The organism is Bradyrhizobium sp. UFLA05-125 (assembly GCF_059803515.1).
The window spans coordinates 26,204-44,514 of sequence record NZ_JBANBJ010000072.1; the positions used below are offsets into that span (position 1 = coordinate 26,204).

Sequence of the window (18,311 nt, forward strand, 5' to 3'; positions counted from 1 at the left end):
TCTCAATCCTCGAAATCAAACGATCGTTCGCGGGCCTTGGCGAGTACCTTGCGTAGCCAGGGTGGCGGCGAGCCTTTCAAAACACCTTCGAGCTTGATACAGAGATCGTCGATCGCTTCAGGCTCGCTTACCTTCATCGGATGGATGTTGTTTGCGACGACGCGCGCAGCGCCGGAGCCGCCGATCGCAGCAACGTAGAGAATGGCGCAGTCTTTGATGGCTTCAATCTTCGGCGCGAGCTTGTCCTCATTACCGTCCTCACTAAGGTCGCCATCGAACTGAATAGCTTCGATCAGGCAATGCCCTTCCGGCTTAACATCATAGATGGCAATGCTTTTGGCCCAACCAAAATGTGCATCGACGCGCTTCAGATCCTGGGTGGCGAATGCGACTTTCATCTGAGTAATTCCTCTATTCGCGTCAGTTCAGCTGCGACGGAGCGACATGCAGACCCGCATCGGCGCTCCGCCAGGTTTCCGGCGTCGGCTGGCGATTGTCCTCGCGGTCAGTAATGATCAGATTGGCGAGGTCAAAGATCAGCTCGCGCGTGCCACGATAGCCAACCGTCCTCTGGTGGCCTGCGCCGAGGCGATCGAACATCGGAAAGCCGGCACGGAAGAACGGAATGTTCAGCCGTGCTGCTGCTTGGCGGCCGTGCGAATGAGAGATCAGGAGATCGCAGTCATACGCCTTGGCACGCTGCTCCAGATCTTCGAGGTCCCCGATGAGGACCTCTTGAGCCTTGACGCGTTCGAGCACCGGAGATGCCGTCGTCGTAACCGCCGCGGTCACCTGCGCGCCCATCTCATAGAGCATACTGGAGATATCGAACAAGAGGTCCGGTTCGGCCCCTATGGCGAGCTTTCGACCGCCAATATGGAAATGCGCATCCAGCATGGCGTCCGCGAGCTGGCCACGCTGGCGGCGATATTTTGCGGGCACCGGTTTGTCACTGATCTTGCTCAGGAAAGTGATGAATTCATCATTGGGGACGAGGCCACAGAGCCGCTCGAACAGCCGGAACGGCACGCCCGTCCTCGCCTGCATCGCCTCGGCCGCGCGCCTCATCTGCGCTCCAATCCCGATCGTCCAGCCCGCCTGCCCCATGGTGGCGATCTCGTCGACCCCGATCCCGCCGATCGTGGTTGGTGTGAACTCATCGGGAATGTGACCATCGAGCGAACCCGCAATGTCCGGCAGGAAGGACGCCTTTAGCCCAAAGTCCTCAAAGATTGTTCGCAGTTCGTCAAGATCGCCGGGGGTAAGATGGCAGCCAGGCAAGACATTGATGCGCGAGCAGTCACGCGGCGCAACCGCATCGGCAGGCTTGACAAGCACGTCGATCATTCGCGCCACGGTCTTTTCCCAGCCATCCTGAAATGCGTCCTTGAAATCCGGTGTCGAAACGTACACGAGCGGAAATTTTTCGAGCTGCGGATGCTTCCGTCGAACAAGACGAATGAACGCCTCGACGTCGTCGCCCTTGGTCTCGGTAACACCGGTCGAATTGATGCCAATAATTTCGGGCTTGGTGCGGTTGTAGATGTTTAGAATCGCCTGCTCGACATTCTCATAGCCGCCGAGCACGGTGGAAACCTCGCTCATCGCCGTGGTCTGCAGGGGCACCGCCTCCTTGAAATGGCGGACAAATAGGGTCAAGCCGAAGGACGTGCAGCCCTGAGAACCGTGCAAGAGCGGCATTGCGCCCCGAACGCCCAGGAAGGCGAAAGAGCCGCCGATCGGCTGGCTCATCTTGAGCGGATTGATCGAGCAGGCCTTATTGGAATTGGTAACGATAGCCATGGCCAGGAACCTGCTTCGCCATCCTACTCCGCCGCCTGCTGCATGGACGCAGGCTGGGCCGCGGTAATATCCTCGATGGCTTGCTTGCTGGCGCCACAGATGCCGGAAGCCTCGGTGTGCTGCGCGACGTCGTCGATCGCAGTCAAGCCGTGAAAGACAACGCCATCCCTGATGACGCCGACATCGACGGTTTCGCGACGGAAGGCTCTCTTAGCGCGACCGGCCTTTTCGGCGCGGCCCCGATTCGGAGTAACATCGGCGGCCGCCACATCCACCTGCAAAAGCGCCTTACTTTGCCAATTAATGTCGGGATCATCCCACGGCGCAGGCTTTCGGAGCTGATCCCATATCGGGTTGTAAAGCGCCTTGTCGATCTCTTCCATCAATTTCACGATTCCGAGATACCCCATATAGGCGTGGTAGCGCTCCTGATTGATGTCGAGCCATGGCGTTGCAGCCTTCAGGGCGACAAACTGCGACTTGCCACCGGAGAGCATGATGTCCGCTTTTGCTTCCTTGAGCATCTTGTACATTTCACGCGGCCTCAGATCCTCGATCATGTGGGCATCATGGCCCATCAATCTATGGATGCGCTCCTTGTCTTCCGTAGTCGATTTTTTCACTGAAATGCCAACGATCTCGAGCCCCGCCTCCTGCAAAGCTGAGACGACCGACCACGATTTCACGCCGCCAGTGAACAGCAGCACCTTCTTGCCGGTAAGGCGTGGCTTGAAGCGCTCGATTGCAGCCGTGGCCCTTGCTTCCTCGCGTGCGATTACGGCATCGGTTCGTTCCATCAACTCGGTCGGCGCGCCGCGCTCGATCAGCAGGCGCGCGATCTGGCGCAAAGATTCGCTGGAGTCCTGGATGCCGTAGAATGATCCTTCAAAGAAGGGGATGCCGTAACGATCCCTCATCTTGCTCGCGACATTGATCAAGGATTTCGAGCACACCATCATCGCGGCGCGGGCCCGATGTGAGCAGGCAACCTCGCGATATTTGCCATCGCCGGAGATGCAGGACAGGATGCGAATACCGAGTTCGTCGAGCAGCGGCTTGATCTGCCAGAGTTCGCCGGATAGGTTGAATTCGCCGATGAGATTGATGTCGTAGGGCGTGGTGTAGTCGGGCTCCTGCGTGCCGATCACGTATTCCAACAGAGCTTCGCCAGCGAGCTTGGCGCCAAGATTCTTCGAACCAACAAACCCCGGCGAATTCACGGGAATGACGGGCTTGCTGAATTTCGTCGCAGCGAACTTGCAGACCGCATTGATATCGTCACCGATCATCGCCGGCACGCAAGTCTGGTAGACAAAGATCGCCGAGGGATCATACTTCTCAATGATTTCCTTTATGGCTTTGTATAACCGCTTCTCGCCACCAAACACGACATCAATCTCATGCATGTCGGTCGTGAAGCTCCTGCGCCAGAGATCACAGCCTGAGGAGGCAGAGCCGCGATTGTCCCAGGAATTTCCTTCGCACGCGATCGGGCCATGAACGAGATGAGCGACGTCTGTAAATGGCTGCAGCGCAATCTTGGCGCCATCAAAAGCGCAACCTCCGGCGGCCCCGCCCGGCTGCAGCTGCTTGGTGCAGCCTTTCTTGCGGGCGGCCTCCGATTTGTTGGCGTTTTTGACGCAGTCCGCCTCGTCGAAGACGTTCTGGATGGTGGCCGACAGCGAAGTCACGGTTTTCTCCTTGCGCGGACGTTTTCTAGTGAGCACGGACGATGGCCCGACTGGTGTTTACATTCCCACCTCACGGCCGCGACAAGCGGCCATGAGGCGGTCACTCGCCCGCATCAGCGGATAATGTCGAAGCTGTAGTCGGTTTTACCTACCGCGTTGGTATTCCTGTCCATCTCCTCAAAGATCCGATCAAGTATCTTCACGAGCACATTCAATCCCCCTTGATAACCCCACACGGGATAGCGATGATGATGGTGCCGATCGAACACGGGGAAGCCGATACGGATCAGGGGTGTTCCAGTATCGCGCTCCAGGTACTTGCCGTAGGTGTTGCCGATCAGAAAATCGACAGGCTCGGTGAACAGCAGTGAACGCATGTGCCAGAGGTCCTTACCAGGATAGGCATGGCAGTCTTTGCCGAATTGCGAACTGGCGAATAGCGCCCCCATCTTGCCTTCCCAGGCCTTGTTGCCGTTGGTTGACAGGACGTGGGTTGGTTCGGCACCGAGCTCGAGCAGGAAGGCAGCCAGGCCATAGCAAAGGTCCGGATCGCCATAAATTGCGAACTTCTTACCGTGGATGTGTGCGCTGGAGTCTGCCATGGCGTCGACCAGACGACCGCGCTCCCGTTCTAGGACCTCTGGGATTTCCTTGCCGGTAATACGCGACAGCGTCATCAGGAAGTCGTCGGTCGCGCTGACGCCGACCGGATGATTAAACGCAGCGACCTGTTGGCCATGCCCCTCGATGAACGGTAGCGTTTTCTCAGTACAATATTGCTGCATGGAGATGGTCGCCCTAGCGTGGATGGCGTCTGCGGCGTCTCTTAGAGTCGTGCCACCGCCATACATGCGGAACTCACCATCAGTGGGCGTGTCGAACACATCACTATTGTCCGCCAGGATCGTGTACCCAATCCCCATCAATTCGAAGATCCGCTTTATCTCGCGGATGTTGCCCACGGTGTAACCGTCGAAGCCGCCGATGAAGTTGATCTTATCGTTCGGCTTGCGCTCAAGCTTGGGCTCAGATCCGGATTTGCCGTCCCAGAAATGTTCAATGATGCCTTTCAGGGCGTTATCATAACCGGTGACATGGCTACCGACGAAGGCGGGCGTATGAGCAAAGGGAACGTCAAACTCAGCCGGCACCGACCCTTTTTCTTTCGACGTCTTGATGAACGCGTTGAGATCGTCGCCAATCACTTCCGCCATGCAGGTGGTCGAAACCGCGATCATCTTCGGTTTGTACATATTGTAGGTATTGGCTAGCCCATCGATCATGTTATTGAGGCCACCGAATACGGCCGCGTCTTCCGTCATGGACGAGGAAACACAGGAGGTCGGCTCCTTGAAGTGCCGCGACAAATGGCTTCGATAGTAGGCGACGCAGCCCTGTGAGCCGTGCACGAAAGGCATCGTGCTCTCGAAGCCGACTGAGGCAAACACCGCACCTAGCGGCTGGCAGGCCTTGGCCGGATTGATGGTCAGCTCCTCACGCGCGAAGTTCTTCTCGCGATATTCGGGGGTTTTTGCCCATTCGCGGATACGTGCGACCTCTGCGGGATCATGCGCATTCTCAAAGAGCGCTCTTTTGTTGGCCAGCATCTGCTGGTATTCCGGACCTCGGAACAGCTCGAAATGATCGAGCACGTTTTCGGCATTCTGGGGCATCATGGCGTCCTTGTTGGATTCGTGTGCGATCAGTGACCCGGCTCGCTTATTCCGCTGCCATAAGGCTCGGACGCGGAGCGTTCTTCCACGGCGCCTTGGTCTTCTTCCAGATCGGGGAATTGATCGCCATGTCCATGTCGCGGGCGAAGATCGCGAACCCATCGTAGCCGTGATAAGGACCCGAATAGTCCCACGAGTGCATTTGCCGGAACGGTACGCCCATCTTCTGAAACACGTACTTCTCCTTGATGCCGGAACCAACGAGGTCGGGCTGAATCGTTTCGACGAAGCGCTCGAACTCGTAGCCAGTGACGTCGTCATATATCAATGTGCCGTCTTTGACGTAATGCTGGGCGGTGCGCTGATAATCGTCGTTGTGACCGAATTCGTAGCCGGTCCCGATAACTTCCATACCGAGGTCTTCATAGGCACCAATCACGTGCCGAGGGCGTAAGCCACCAACGAAGAGCATCACGGATTTTCCTGTTAGGCGCGGCCGATATTTGGCGACGACCGCATCCATCAGCGGCTGGTATTTCGCGATGACACTTTCAGCCCCCTCCTTGATCTTGTCGTCGAAGAAGCTCGCGACCTTGCGCAGCGACTCCGCGATCTTGGACGGGCCGAAGAAGTTGTATTCGCACCACGGAATGCCGTACTTCTCCTCCATGTGGCGAGAGATGTAGTTCATCGAGCGATAGCAGTGCAGGATATTCAGCTTCGCCTTTGGCGTCGCCTCAAGCTCGGCAAGGCTTCCGTCGCCTGACCACTGCGCAATCACGCGGAGTCCCATCTCCTCCAAGAGGATGCGAGAGGACCAGGCGTCGCCGCCGATGTTGTAGTCGCCGATGATGGCAACGTCATAGGGAGTTGACTCGAATCGCCGCTCTGTCTCCGGGTTGATTTTGTCGAAAATCCAGTCGCGTACCGCGTCGTTTGCGATGTGGTGCCCAAGCGACTGAGACACGCCGCGGAAACCTTCGCAGCGCACCGGCACGATGGTTTTTCCGTCATACTCTTTCGACTTTACCCTCGACACCGCCTCGATGTCATCGCCTATCAGACCGATCGGGCATTCCGACTGGATGGTGATTCCGCGGTTGAGCGGAAATAGATCCTGGATCTCGTCGATGACTTTGACGAGTTTCTTGTCGCCGCCGAAGACAATGTCCTTTTCCTGGAAGTCGGAGGTGAACTGCATAGTGCCGAAGGTATCGATACCGGTGGTGCCGACATAATAATTGCGCCGCGATCCCCAGGAATATTGACCGCAACCGACCGGACCATGGCTGATGTGGATCATGTCTTTGATCGGACCCCACACCACGCCCTTGGAGCCGGCATAGGCACAGCCTCGAATGGTCATCACGCCTGGGATCGATTTGAGATTCGATTTGACACCGCAGTCGGACTTACCAGCCTCATGCACATTAAGGTGCTTGGCACGCCGTTTGGCGGTCTTCTCGGGGTAGATTTTCAAGACTTCGCTAATCAGATCCTTGTTGCGGGCCTTGATCTCTGCAACGCTCTGGGTGGATGCCAGGCTCATACGAATATCCTTCCAATTGTCCTGTGCGCGGGCCGACGCATTCTTGACGCACGCCGAATGTGAGGTCTGCGTTACGCCGACACAGCGGCGAGCTCGGAAGCAGTCTTGCCGACCTGACTTTCGTCGATCGGCTTCATGATGCCGTGCTCCATCAGCATGTCCTCAAGCTCGTCCATGCTGATTGGGGTTGGGATAATGCCGTTGCCACGGTTGTTGTGGACCTTGGTCGCGAGATTGCGATAGTGGTCCGCCTGTTTGGACTCCGGCGCATATTCCAGCACCGTCATGCGGCGTAGCTCGGCGTGCTGGACGACATTGTCACGAGGTACAAAGTGGATCAGCTGGGTGCCGAGCTTCTTGGCGAGTGCTTCCGCCAGCTCCAGCTCCTTGTCGGTCTGCCGCTCGTTGCAGATCAAGCCGCCGAGCCGCACGCCGCCTGAATTGGCATACTTCAGAATGCCCTTGGAGATGTTGTTGGCGGCGTACATCGCCATCATCTCGCCGGACATGACGATGTAGATCTCCTGCGCTTTGTTCTCGCGTATCGGCATCGCAAAGCCGCCGCAGACGACGTCGCCGAGCACGTCGTATGACACGTAATCGATGTCCTCGTAGGCGCCGTTCTCTTCGAGGAAGTTGATCGAGGTGATGACGCCACGGCCGGCGCACCCGACACCCGGCTCCGGACCACCGGATTCGACGCAGCGAATATCCTTGTAGCCGACCTTCAAGACATCCTCGATCTCGAGGTCCTCGACGCTGCCGGCGCTCGCCGCGAGACTCAAGATCGTATCCTGTGCTTTTGCGTGCAGGATCAGACGGGTGGAGTCCGCCTTCGGGTCGCAGCCAACGATCAGGATCTTGTGACCCATCTCGGCCAGTGCCGCGAGTGTATTCTGCGACGTCGTCGACTTGCCGATACCACCCTTGCCGTAAAACGCGATTTGTCTCAGTGAAGACATGTTGCTCTCCGTCAACCGATTAATGATCTGCGGACTGCGCTCTCTCTGATCCCATCGCCTGGCGCGCCGCATTGGCAGCTCGGTGAAAGGCGATAGCCGAGCCCTTGCGTAACGACGTTTGCAACCAGCGTGCCAGCGCTGGCTCGAGGCGAAAAACGGCGCCGGTAGAGATAGATAATGGTGTTGCGGATGGGCATTGTTGCAAGTCCGACATCGGCAACGTTTGACAGAGCGGTCACACGCGCCTGTCAGAAACAAAGCAATCCTTGCTTTGTCCGGCTAACGATTTGGGTAGTTTTCCTTTTGGGCACGTCAAGGTACGGAGCTTGCTCGATGTGTATCATCAATACACCGAGGGTAACATGCACTTTGCGACCGAGGTTGATGCGAGCCGAGACCGTCCGATCGTCTTCCTGATCGAGCGTGAACAGGTAGTGCGTTCCGCGCTCGACTACATTCTGCGCGAACGCTATCAGACACATGCTTTTTCCTCTGTGAAAGCGGCGATGACCTGTCCCATAACAACTCCCGACGCGATCTTGCTGGGTATTGCTATCCTGCGGGAGCGAGGCGATGCGGTCCTGGCAGAACTTGGCAACGTCTTTGCGAGTGCTAAGATCCTGCTCATACCGGAACGGAATTCCGATCCTGTGGTACGGGCCGGGCTTGAACGGGGCGCACACGGCGTCATCCGCAAGCCAATCTCCTACGATTCGGTCTGCAGTGCCGTCAGCATAGCTCTCGGTGCTTCGGTCGTTCCTGACAAGCCATCCCGTCTCATTCGTATCGCGTTCGATAGGAGCTTCTAATCCACCCTTCGATTGGCCAAATTGCTTCGACCTGCGACCTCTTGAGTTGGTCGTGGATGGCCTCCGTTCGGCAGGAACAATCGCGCACGGCAGTCCTGGATACGGACAGCGAGCTGAAATTCGCCCTTGGGATAATCGACGCGCCACGGGTGGGCTCGGTCATGGGCAGCCAGCGACAATGGACCTCAAGCCGCCAGCCAGCGCCCATGCACCGACAATCCTTCGACTGAGCCCGTCGGCGGCGACATTTTCTTCGACATCTTCAGGCGGGGACGCATGTGTCATCGACTGGACAGACGACCGCGCATTGCGGCGTATCGCAATGTCCCTCGCACTCTGTGCACTTTTTCGGATCGATCACATATATATCGCGCTTTAGGCTGATCGCGCCGTTCGGACACTCGAACTCACATGCGCCGCAAACCGAGCATTGCGAGGCGACGATCTTGTAAGCCATGGATTGCGACTCCTAGGAGCTAAATGATGCCGTTGGATGTCCCCTTTCAAGCCGCGTGCCACATTCCAGACACTTGGAATCCCGACAACACATATGGCTGCCACGGTCGCAGTAGTCTTGCGCCCGCATCCGATCTGCGCGATGCCGCGACGAATTTGCGTGGCCTCTCGAACCCGGGCGGGTCTTCGGGTACGCCTGACCTGGCGTGGACCCAGGCAAGCGCGACGACCTTAGCCACCATTTCGGACTCCGGACCACTGGGAGTTATGTAGACAGCCATACCCACGCTGTCGACTTACCGACAACGGTTTCGCCGCTTTCGCAGTTTCTAGCTGATATCTCCAATTAATCTCACGCGACTTATCGACGTCATCCGCGTCGCAATATCACACGTGCTGCCCGCCGTTGATTGGCACTTCAGCACCAGTGACGTAGCTCGCCGCGCTCGAGCAGAGGAAGAAAATAACCTTCGCAACCTCGTCCGGCGTGCCGACACGGTGCAGCGGTATAATCGGCGCCAACTTCGCTTCAGTTTCCGGCGACAGAATATCGGTCTTGATCTCGCCCGGCGCAATCGCATTGACCCGAATTCCAAATGGAGCGTAGTCATGCGCCATTTCGCGCGTGAGGCAGGCGAGCGCTGCCTTCGAGGTCGCATAGGCAGTACCGGCGAACGGATGCACGCGACTGCCGACAATTGACGTGACGTTAACGATCGATCCGGATGCCACTTTCAATTCTTCGAACAGGCCTTGAGCAAGTAGAATAGGCGCGACCAGGTTGACGTGAAACACGCTCATCCAGGTTTCGATGGATGTTGTTAGGGAGTTCAATCGACTGCCGTCGGGCGCCTTTGGGGAGATGCCAGCATTATTGACCAGCGCGTGAACTGGCTCTCCGTTGAGCCGCTGCTTGATTTCGGTGATCGCGCCCGGCAACGCGCGATGATCGCTTAATTCTACCTGGACGTGGTTATTGATGCCCGACTCCCAGGGACATCGACTGCGATCAAAAGGTTGCCTGGAACAGGAGATGACTCGCCATCCAGCTTCCGAGAACAATTTACCCGTGGCATGACCAATGCCGCGCGAGCCGCCGGTTAGTACAAGCGTCTTCCCCTCGCCACCTCGTGCGCGCGACCTGTCGTCGTGAAACGGACAGAGCGCGAGATCCGGCACAGGGGTTGGATTAACAACACCGTCTCCATTTAATCCATGAAGGGGCAAGCGAGCTCCTTGAGACTTGGTGAGATACGCAACGCCGGCACCGCTGCAAGAAACTTTGCAACAATTAGGCCAGTGCAGGTAGATGCACGATAAGATTCTGATGTCGACTTTACGACATCATCACCGGATTGAATCAAGAGCTTATCGTCCTTCAATCCGCATCCTGCGCTGAAGAGGCGCGTGGCAGCGGACCTCACGAGTTCTTTCTGAAGGTCTTTACATATTCGCTGTGCTGCTTGAGGCGCCCGTCAAGGCGCACCAACCGCCCTATGACAACGATATTCTGTGCAGGGGCTTCCACGCATCGCAGCTTGCGAAGCCGACCGAGGCGCCCGGCGCACTTTCGCCATCTGTAAAATGCGCCGGGTCCCGCCTCTGCACCATCAGTACATCCGTGATGATGCTGCTCTGACTGACGCGAGTAGCGTGGCGAAACTGAGGCCATTGAGAGCGGCGCTACAGCGCCAAGAGATAATTTACGCAAGCGGTTCGAACGAGCTTGAATCGCACGTCGCGTGCGCTTGTATGATCTGTGATTCCGCATTTGCACGCCAATGCGACTGGCTAGTTATACCGACGCGAGAGAGCGGCCAGGAGCGCCGCCATCCTCTGCCACGCCCTAGATACTCAGCCCCCGTAAACCAGCTCCATTCGATGTCGCGTATGCGCATCCTGATGGGCTATCATACGCAAGCGAAGTCACTGAACGATCCAGCGTTGCGAGCAGAACTCCCGTGGCCTCTTTAGCAGCGGTAACTCTCCAACTCAGCGCCCACTGTGAGCGTCTGAAGGTCGAATTGGCTGACGTCATCTTTCGCATGAGAAAGCCGAACTTTCGGTGTGGCTTCGTGCGCTCGCGCAGCGTGCGTAAGCCGTAAAAGCTATTCTTTTCAGCTGCTTCACGATACGGTCGACGGTTAGCGCGGCGTGGCGCCACCATGCAGGAGCCGATTTCCCTGTCGACACACTCACGCGGCTTCCTGGGCCAAGTCGTCGTTAGCCGTTTCATCGCTATCTCCAAGATGCGTCATCAGCGGCCGTTGTCAGCGAGTGCCCCTCCGCGCAAGCGCCTCCCCTCGGAGGTGTCATCGCGTTGTGCGAAGTGTCGTAGAGGCTGCCACGCGCATTTTCGTACCGAACAACACGCGCCGAGCCGCTGGTTGATTGTCGTCGCGAAGCAACGGCATGGCGGCGGTTAAGAAAATTGGCAAGTGCGCTTGCTCTACGATCGCGAGGGCGATTGACATGGTTCGGCGTGCCCGAGGACCATCGCTCATGAACGCGTAAGCGCGGGACCTGCTGCTTCCACGCGCCCACTGCGGATTTCGGCGTACGCATCCGATCGACTATGAGCGAGCTGTCGAGCGAGCCTTCCGTTACCCATCCTTCGGCTTATCAGCCGTTGGTAGCCGGTCGCCGGAATCCGGAGAATGCACATTGGGGGTCACATCAAGCACGCACGGTAGGTAGCGGTCACGACGCCGAATACGAAATTCTAGAGCGGCATAGGCGCATCCGAAGCTGGCAAAGAAGATGGAAAGCAAAATGAGAAAGAGTGGAGCGCTTTCCTCTCTCCACAGGCACTGTGAGAACGCCATATATTGCGGCCACCTTTGGTCGGGTCGGAAGGACCTACGATATAGTCTACAATCTGACGTTACGTGCGATTCAAGCGCCTTCGGCCGCTGCGTGCAGAATTCTGCAAGAGCTTAGCTTTGGCTCACTCACTGGGGCCGCCTAAGGAAGCGTTGCCAGAAACGCACTGTCGATGTCTGGTGGACACGCCTCACTTTCTTCCTGACCAAATAAGCCAGTAGTCTCAGCTATCCATTCTGCTCCTGAATCGGCTTCACACGTTCTAACTCAGCTCCGAGCGCGCGGTACTGTCGCGGTGTCGACTGGATCTTGTTGCTCAACATACTGACTAGGCCGGGAGCGATTGGCGCATTCACGGCCTCGCCGGAGGTCAGTCTTACTCGCACTGTCCCGGCCGCGACTTCCACTTCGTAAGCTATTGCATTTCCTATCGTCGGAAACCCCCAAGTGACCGGAGCAAGTTCGAGCAAGCAGGCGGACTTTCTTGTCATCGTCCGTCATACTCGGCCCAAGCATCAGATGTTTCATAGACCCGGACGCACGACATCTGCTTGAATTTGCGATGCAATTTTTCCCAGATCCAAACGGCAATGTTTTCTGCCGTAGGATTCTCCAATCCCTCGACTTCATTCAGGCATCGATGATCGAGTTTATTGATGATTTCGACAAAGGATGCCTCCAGGTCAAAAAAGTCCACGACGAACCCGGTAACCGGATTTACTGGTCCATCGAGCTGCAGCTCGATCCGATAGGAATGCCCGTGCATGCGGCTGCACCTGTGTGTGGCCGGCACGTTAGGCAGACGATGAGCCGCCTCAAACCTGAACGCTTGTGATATTTTCATCGGACGCTCAGGTGCTTTCAGGCTAGGGGGCTCAGCCGCGGTCGAACGGCATAACAAAGACCTTGAGCAAGTTCCGCGGTCTGCTTCGACTTCAATCGACCTTGGCCGCCTTGGCATAGGTTTCCCGCGAAACCATAGGAATTGCGCCTCCACGGGTCGGATCCGCGAAGGCGCCACCCGCCGAAGCGTAGTCCTTACCAGTGCGACGCTCGAGTACGATGCCCATCGCCTCGATGTTCGGAATATCCGTCTCCCGCAACTCTGGCATCATGGGCTTGCGGGCCAGCGCCGCCTCCACGTAAGGTGCGAGTTCCTCTTCTTTACGTCGGACGCGCTCGTCTTCTCGTTCTTTCAGTGCGGGCATGACCTCTTTGGCAAACAGTTCGAGCGCCTCGCAGATATGTTCGTGCTTGTTCAGTCCGCATTGCTGGATGAAGATCATCTGGTCAATACCGACATCTGCATAGCCCATGAGGTGGTCACGAACGCTCTGAGGCCGACCGATGGCTCCCGAGCCTGGTGTCTCCTTCACGTCGTCCTTGATGGCTTGGAAGCGCCGCCACAGATTCGTACGTCCAGGACGATGGACGCCATATATCGCGTAATGTGCGATCGAATATCCGAAAAACTTGAAGCCGTCGATTCCGCGACGCATTGCTTCTTCGGCGCTCTCATGAACCATCATACCGTTGAGCACAGCAATATTGGCGTTCACCGAATGACCAATGGGCACGCATTCGTCAGACTTGATGACCTCATAGTATTCGTCGCGCCAACTTTTCGCTTGAGATGCTTCGACAAACCCAAAGACCATCGCCCCTACCCCGTGACGCGCGGCGCGCAAAATGCTGTCGCGCCTCGAGCACGCCATCCAGAGCGGTGGATGCGGTTTCTGAACCGGCTTCGGCACGATGTTGCGGGGCGGCATTTTGAAGAATCGCCCCCCGTATCCCGGATATGGCCGCATGGCCATCATATTGGCGGTTTGTTCGACCCCTTCCCGCCACATGGCGGTCTTCTGCTCGGGCTCTATCCCAAACCCCTGCATCTCAATGAGAGACGCTGATTCTCCAGTTCCCCACTCGACACGTCCTCCCGAGATCAGATCAAGCGTCGCGAGGCGCTCGGCCACCCGCGCCGGATGATTGTAGTGCGGCGAGGCAAGACAAACGCCGTGGCCAATACGGATATTCTTTGTGCGTTGTGAAACCGCACCCAAAAACACTTCGGGTGCGGACGAGTGGGAGTATTCCTCCAGGAAGTGATGCTCGACCTGCCACATGTAATCAAACCCGAGCTGATCGGCGAGCTCGATCTGCTCCAGCGCGTTGCCGAACAATTTTTGCTCGCCACCACTGTCCCAGGGTTGCGGCAATTGGTGCTCATAGAACACTCCAAACTTCATCTGCTCTCCTCTTTCGCGGGCACGGCTCGCATCATCGCACCATTGATCCCCGGGGGCCCTGCAATCCGCATTTTCGCTTCGTCTCGAGTGCTTGGAACCACCTCACTTCGCGGTTCGATCTGCTAGGAATTTTCGCGGTCCCAACCAACGAGTGCGCACCCGCTCAGAGACCACGTCTTTCGCGAGGCGAGCTATATTGCCGCTACTCCAGAAAGCCGAACTCGGGTAAAGGACGGCGCCCAAGAACGGAGCCGATAGAGATTCTGCTCTAATAGTGCGTCCGCGACACTGATTCGGACCGACGGGCAGCATCTGAACTCCTCGCGCGACTACAACATGGTCATTGTCGTGATGACATTGTTGCTGTCTGACGAGCAATCGTCGTGCCACAAGCTGGCCTGCAGGCCACGATCGAAGAAGAGAAATTGCAACGGCATGCGCCCCGCCGGGGGAACACTTCAACCCTAGTGTCTTGTTTCAGACATGGACATTTTAACGCAAGCCACAGCCAAACACGACAAATCCAAGTACCGCATTCCGACAATTTTGAGCGTACACCCTTGGGCCGACGCAGAAACGGCACGTTCATCATTCACGGCTGACATTGCACACTGTGCCATCTAGATGTCGGACGGCAGGAAACGCGGCTTAAAAGAACATGTGGGATGCAGCGGCTCAATAGCTTTAAGCCAGCATCGCATCCAAGTGGTCTTTAGCACGACACAGCGCGGGGCTAGCGCGACAAAGAGTAGGACCATAATGAGACTTCTTCTGATGTCCGCTTCTGTTCTGGCCATGTGTTTCCAGCTCTCGGAAGCATATGCTGAACAATTTTTGGTCTCGCAATCCGGAGACATGGCCTATCGCTCAGTTCAGGAAGCCGTGGACGCGTTGCCCGCACAAGGCGGTGACATTTTGATCGCGCCGGGAATCTATCGCGAGAAGGTCAAGGTCGGCAAATCCGGCGTTCACATCAGAGGCACCGGCAAGAAGCCAGGGGACACGGTGCTCGTTTACGGCGACGGCGCGATCAAGGTGGGCGGAACCGTTCATTCCGCCACTTTTGACGCATCCGGTGATGACTTCCGGCTCGACAATCTGACTATTCAGAACGACTATTCCTTGAACCCGGCCAATCCTGCTTCGCAGGCGGTGGCACTGTCCATTACAGGAGATAAGGACGTTATCACCCGAGTCCGGCTACTCGGCGCACAGGATACGCTATTTGCCAACAAGGGGCCGAACGGCCGAACAACCCGGCAATACTTTTCGGACTGCTATATCGAGGGACATGTCGACTATATATTTGGCAATGCCAAAGCCTATTTCCATCGTTGTGAACTGCACGGCATCGCCAATCAGGCTGTGGTCTATACCGCGCAAAGCAAGGACTCGCCGGACGAGGATAGCGCCTACGTCTTCGACCATTGCATCCTCACCGCTGATCCCGCCGCACGTGGCATCGCGCTCGGACGTCCTTGGCGCTCTTACGCTACGGTAATCTTCTTATCCACGCAGATGAACGCACCGATTATCACAGAAGGCTGGAGCGAGTGGGATCGCGGCAAGACCGATAGACTGAAGACGGCCTACTATGCCGAATACCGATCTACCGGTATCGGTGCGAATCCCAAAGGACGAGAATCTTACTCCCATCAGCTCTCAGACAGCGAATCCAAGCAATGGTCGCTCAAAGCGTTCTTTGGTGATGATAGGACCTGGCTGCCGAACCTATCGTCAAGATAGTAACGATGGGACGCTTTTGCACGCAGTCTACGCCGCGCCGATTCTTTGACGCAGCCATGAGTACTATCGGGGCGCAAGGCTGTTCCTGGTTTTGCTTGGTGGTTGGCTGAATGCGTTTGCGCAGCCTTCCCATGCAGTAGACGATGGCGGATTCGTCGCACCCCGCAATGGCGGCCACACCCCGGAGACCGCCGCATCTACATTTTCAACCTGCCAGACCGCGCTATCGGCAAATCGTACATCGTCCAGCGCAATCTCAAGAGAATGGCCTCGGTCGAGCCCGTGCATCACAAGCGTACCGTCACCGCCGCGCACGTGGCGCAACGCGATCTGGCGGTAGACCGGAATTTCGCTGCCGTTCGCCCGGACATCATAGCGCGTATCGAAATAGATAGGCCATCGATTGCCCCGCAGGCACACGTTCTCATAGGTCACCCTCTCCACCAGGCCGCCTCGGCTGACATCGCTCTTAATGCGCAAGCCAGACGTCGTGCCGTCCAGAGTGAGGCCGTGCACCAGTATGTCGCTGACACCTGAGCTCACTTCACTCCCGATCGACATGCCGTGTCCCCAGCCGAAATAATTGTCGACAATGGAAATATGGCGAGCGGGACCGTTGTGGCCGGCTTTGATAGCCACGTTGTCGTCTCCAGTGCGGATCTGGCAGTGAGTGATGGTCACGTCCTGGCTGGCGCCAGGATCGATCCCGTCTGTATTACGGGCATCGGCCGGTGTATCGATTGTGACGCCCCAAAACGTCGCACCATCGACCCGGTTCATTGCCACGTGAAAATTAGCAGAATTGCGCAGCGTGATGCCGTGAAAGCTTATGTCCTGAGCATGGTCGATCTGAATTAGGCGTGGGACGTTCTGGTTGCCGCCCTCAGCTTGCGCGCGCCGGGCAAGTTGCCACCAAGTCTCGCTTGTGCCGGCCATGAGCGCGCCGCCCTGGCCGTCGATGATGCCATCGCCATAGATGCCGCCCCCGTGTGTTTTGGAGAAGCTGATGAACGGCCGGCAACCGTCGCCTTTCCCTTCGATGCGACCGCAATTTCCGAAACCTTTGTCATACGCCTTCGGTTGAGCAATAGCGACTAGCGCGGCATCGCGCTCGATCCACAGGATCACTCCAGATTTCATCTCGAGGGGTCCCGACAGGAAGGTCCCGCCTGCCAAGTAAACCGCCGAGCCAGACGGACATCGAGCAATGGCATCTTGGAGCATGGCCGTATCGTTGTCACTCGACGGTACTAGGCGAGCGCAGACATGATTAGGTGCAACAGGCTCGGCGACAATGCGGCGATCTTTGGCCTGTGCGGCGGGGCCCATGGTGGCAAGCATGAGCAGCATGGCCCAATAGTGCAAACGGACGAACATCAACGATCCCTCAATTTGCGGCGCAATCGACTGATCTGCTTCAAAAGCCGAACGCCACGCCGGCTCTAGCTATCAGTCATGAACGGTTTAGGTATGTTACAGCCGTGTCCAAAGGCCAGACGCGATCGACCGGTGCCGTCGTGCTTATTCGACAGTTACCGACTTGGCGAGATTGCGCGGCTGGTCGACGTCAGTGCCCATCACAACTGCCGTGTGGTAGGCCAAAAGTTGCACGGGAACGACATACACCATTGGCGTGAAGGCAGGCGCCATGTCGGGCATGACGATGGTGACGAGCGAATCCACCGTCGCCTCGGCTGCGCCCTTGGCATCCGTCATCAGGATGATGTTGCCGCCGCGGGCAGCGACCTCCTGCATGTTGGAAACGGTCTTCTCGAACACGCGATCGTGGGGCGCAATCACCACGACCGGCACGGTTTCGTCGATCAGCGCGATCGGCCCGTGCTTGAGCTCGCCGGCGGCGTAGCCCTCAGCGTGGATGTAGGAGATCTCCTTCAGCTTCAGGGCACCTTCGAGCGCGAGCGGGAAGCTGGTGCCGCGGCCGAGATAGAGCACGTCGCGCGACTTGGCGATCCGGTGCGCGAGCTTCTCGATCTGCAGCTCGGTGGTGAGCGCGTCCGCCATCAGGCGCGGAACCTCGACCAGGCCGTGCACGAGCCCGGTCTCTTCCTCCTCGGACAATTCGCCGCGCGCCTTGCCGGCCGCGACCGCGAGCGAGGCGAGCACCATGAGCTGGCAGGTGAAGGCTTTTGTGGACGCGACGCCGATCTCGGGACCGGCGAGCGTCTGGAGCACCGTCTCACTCTCGCGCGCGATCGTCGAGGTCGGCACGTTGACGACGGCGAGCGTGTGCGCGCCTTCGGCCTTGGCGTAGCGCAGCGCAGCGAGCGTATCGGCCGTCTCGCCCGATTGAGAAATGAAGATCGCCAGATCGCCCTTGCGCAAGGGCGCCTCGCGGTAGCGGAACTCGGAGGCGACGTCGACCTCGACCGGCAGGCGCGCCATGCGCTCAAACCAGTATTTTGCGACGTAGCCGGCGTAGCTCGCTGTGCCGCAGGCTGTGATGGTGACACGTTGGATGTCGCGGAAGTCGAACGGCAGCTTCACCGGCAGCGACACGCGCTCGGATGCCATGTCGATATAGCGGGCCAG

At 57.6% G+C, this 18,311-nt stretch carries 14 protein-coding genes; 2 read left to right on the forward strand and 12 right to left on the reverse strand.

From position 1 onward, the window contains the following. Window positions 1-2 precede the first annotated feature (2 nt). The 6 genes from nifX to nifH all read right to left on the reverse strand — a co-directional run bounded on the left by nifX (window position 3) and on the right by nifH (window position 7,678). On the reverse strand, window positions 3-398 hold the full coding sequence (gene nifX, locus SO156_RS37225) for a nitrogen fixation protein NifX (RefSeq protein WP_498538258.1): 396 nt from the start codon (window positions 396-398) through the stop codon (window positions 3-5). Window positions 399-420: 22 nt separating this feature from the next. Continuing rightward, window positions 421-1,803 (reverse strand): nitrogenase iron-molybdenum cofactor biosynthesis protein NifN, encoded by a 1,383-nt coding sequence (nifN, locus tag SO156_RS37230; protein WP_498538259.1) that lies wholly within the window; start codon window positions 1,801-1,803, stop codon window positions 421-423. A 23-nt stretch (window positions 1,804-1,826) separates the two neighbouring features. Next, complete coding sequence (gene nifE / locus SO156_RS37235) at window positions 1,827-3,494, reverse strand: nitrogenase iron-molybdenum cofactor biosynthesis protein NifE (RefSeq protein WP_498538260.1); 1,668 nt, start codon at window positions 3,492-3,494, stop codon at window positions 1,827-1,829. A gap of 113 nt (window positions 3,495-3,607) precedes the next feature. Beyond that, entirely contained in the window at window positions 3,608-5,167 is a 1,560-nt protein-coding gene (nifK, locus tag SO156_RS37240; RefSeq protein WP_498538273.1) for a nitrogenase molybdenum-iron protein subunit beta, read from the reverse strand. A gap of 46 nt (window positions 5,168-5,213) precedes the next feature. Next, window positions 5,214-6,716, reverse strand: coding sequence for a nitrogenase molybdenum-iron protein alpha chain (gene nifD / locus SO156_RS37245; RefSeq protein ID WP_498538261.1), 1,503 nt, complete (start codon window positions 6,714-6,716; stop codon window positions 5,214-5,216). Window positions 6,717-6,787: 71 nt separating this feature from the next. Next, window positions 6,788-7,678, reverse strand: a complete 891-nt coding sequence (gene nifH, locus SO156_RS37250; protein WP_498538262.1) for a nitrogenase iron protein — start codon at window positions 7,676-7,678, stop codon at window positions 6,788-6,790. 362 nt (window positions 7,679-8,040) lie between these two features. On the opposite strand from nifH, the gene SO156_RS37255 reads away from it, so the two are divergent. Then, on the forward strand, window positions 8,041-8,487 hold the full coding sequence (locus tag SO156_RS37255; protein WP_498538263.1) for a response regulator: 447 nt from the start codon (window positions 8,041-8,043) through the stop codon (window positions 8,485-8,487). Window positions 8,488-8,749: 262 nt separating this feature from the next. Here the strand turns inward: SO156_RS37255 and SO156_RS37260 are convergent, their stop codons facing one another. The 4 genes from SO156_RS37260 to SO156_RS37275 form a co-directional block, all read right to left on the reverse strand. Then, window positions 8,750-8,944 (reverse strand): 4Fe-4S binding protein, encoded by a 195-nt coding sequence (locus tag SO156_RS37260; protein ID WP_498538264.1) that lies wholly within the window; start codon window positions 8,942-8,944, stop codon window positions 8,750-8,752. 386 nt (window positions 8,945-9,330) lie between these two features. Continuing rightward, window positions 9,331-10,122, reverse strand: a complete 792-nt coding sequence (locus tag SO156_RS37265; protein ID WP_498538274.1) for an SDR family NAD(P)-dependent oxidoreductase — start codon at window positions 10,120-10,122, stop codon at window positions 9,331-9,333. Window positions 10,123-12,253: 2,131 nt separating this feature from the next. Then, entirely contained in the window at window positions 12,254-12,610 is a 357-nt protein-coding gene (gene queD, locus SO156_RS37270; RefSeq protein ID WP_498538265.1) for a 6-carboxytetrahydropterin synthase QueD, read from the reverse strand. Between the two features lie 91 nt (window positions 12,611-12,701). Then, a complete protein-coding gene (locus tag SO156_RS37275; RefSeq protein WP_498538266.1) occupies window positions 12,702-14,015 on the reverse strand; it encodes an LLM class flavin-dependent oxidoreductase in 1,314 nt (437 codons plus the stop codon). 759 nt (window positions 14,016-14,774) lie between these two features. Between SO156_RS37275 and SO156_RS37280 the strand changes: the two genes are divergently transcribed. After that, complete coding sequence (locus tag SO156_RS37280) at window positions 14,775-15,761, forward strand: pectinesterase family protein (protein ID WP_498538267.1); 987 nt, start codon at window positions 14,775-14,777, stop codon at window positions 15,759-15,761. Window positions 15,762-15,824: 63 nt separating this feature from the next. Here SO156_RS37280 and SO156_RS37285 read toward each other — a convergent pair whose 3' ends face one another. Further along, window positions 15,825-17,138, reverse strand: a complete 1,314-nt coding sequence (locus SO156_RS37285; protein ID WP_498538268.1) for a glycoside hydrolase family 28 protein — start codon at window positions 17,136-17,138, stop codon at window positions 15,825-15,827. A 144-nt stretch (window positions 17,139-17,282) separates the two neighbouring features. After that, on the reverse strand, window positions 17,283-18,311 hold a 1,029-nt coding region (glmS, locus tag SO156_RS37290), incomplete at its 5' end, for a glutamine--fructose-6-phosphate transaminase (isomerizing) (RefSeq protein WP_498538269.1).